Origin of the sequence: Geminicoccus flavidas, from assembly GCF_009806515.1 — a bacterium.
Taxonomy (GTDB): domain Bacteria; phylum Pseudomonadota; class Alphaproteobacteria; order Geminicoccales; family Geminicoccaceae; genus Geminicoccus; species Geminicoccus flavidus.
In genome coordinates, this window is the sequence record NZ_WUJP01000967.1 from 1 (window position 1) to 1,201 (window position 1,201).

General features: G+C 67.1%; 1 protein-coding gene and 1 pseudogene. Both read right to left on the reverse strand.

Annotation, left to right across the window (positions count from 1 at the left end; translation table 11 throughout):
- Positions 1-538, reverse strand: a pseudogene (locus EQG76_RS27735) (type III PLP-dependent enzyme); the annotation flags it as partial.
- A 58-nt stretch (positions 539-596) separates the two neighbouring features.
- A partial coding sequence (locus EQG76_RS27740; protein WP_321573521.1) for a saccharopine dehydrogenase C-terminal domain-containing protein occupies positions 597-1,201 on the reverse strand: 605 nt, incomplete at its 5' end.

Consider the following 1,201-nt stretch of genomic DNA (forward strand, 5'->3'; position numbering starts at 1 on the left):
GCTGGGAGCCGACGTGGAAGCTCACTCCCCAGGGCACGAGGCCTAGAACAGCGGCCTTCCGCAAGAGACCCACCGCCATGGCGGGCGCACAGCCGAACTTGCGCGAGAGTGGCCACTCGGCGCCCGCACCACTGGTCAGAATCCGGCAGAACACCTTGCTGCCGGGCGCGGTGCGCGCGAGCTTCTCCAGCTCGGCCAGGCTGTCGAAGGCGAAGAGTGGCACGCCCAGCTGGAAGGCACGCGCGATGTCGCGCTCCTTTTTGATGGTGTTGCCAAACGAGATCCGGGATGGGGCGACGCCGGTCGCCAGCGCCATCTCGATCTCGGGGATCGACGCGCAGTCGAAGGCGCTGCCGAGCGAGGCGACCCGGGCCAGGATCTCCGGCGCCGGGTTGGCCTTCATCGCGTAGTAGATGGCCGTGTCGGGCAGCGCGCGGCGAAGGGCCAGAAAGTTGGCTTCCACCCGGTCGACATCGATCAAGAGGCAAGGCGTGGCGTGGTCGAGGTCGCGCGCCGCACGCGCAAGCTTCTCGTTCATCAAATGGTTTACTCCATGCCGCAGAAGGTGAGGCACCCGTCGTCGGTTGAACGCTGCTTCAGCGAACCAGGATGTTGGTGAACTGCCAGGGATCGCTCGGATCGATCTCTTCTGGAAACAGGACGTTGCGGTCCTGGAGCGGGCTCCAGTCGCCCCACACGCCCACCACCGGACCCAGATAGGGCCGCGCGACTTCCATCACCCGGGCGTGGTCCAACTCGTCCGCCTCGACCATCCCAGCCTCTGGCCGCTCGATCGCCGCCACGACGCCGCCGAGCACGCCGGCCGCGACCTGGAGCGAGGTAGCGCTGTTATAAGGTGCCAGCTGCCGGGCCTCCTCGGTCGAAAGTCGCGAGCCGTACCAGAACACGCCCTTCGGATTGCCCATCAGCAGCACGCCCAGCTCGTCGATGCCCGAGGTGATCTCGGCCATCATCAGGCGCTTTTCCGGCTGCACCTGCCAGTTCCGGCCGGCCAGCTCGTGCAGGGACAGCACGGCGTCGTCGGCCGGATGGTAGGCATAGTGCACGGTCGGCCGCCAGGTCACCTTGCTGCCGTCGCGGCTGGTGAAGTAGTCGGCGATCGAGATCGCCTCGTTGTGGGTGATCAGGAAGCCGTGATAGGGCCCCGCCAGCGGCGTCCAGCTCCGTACCCGGGTCGAGG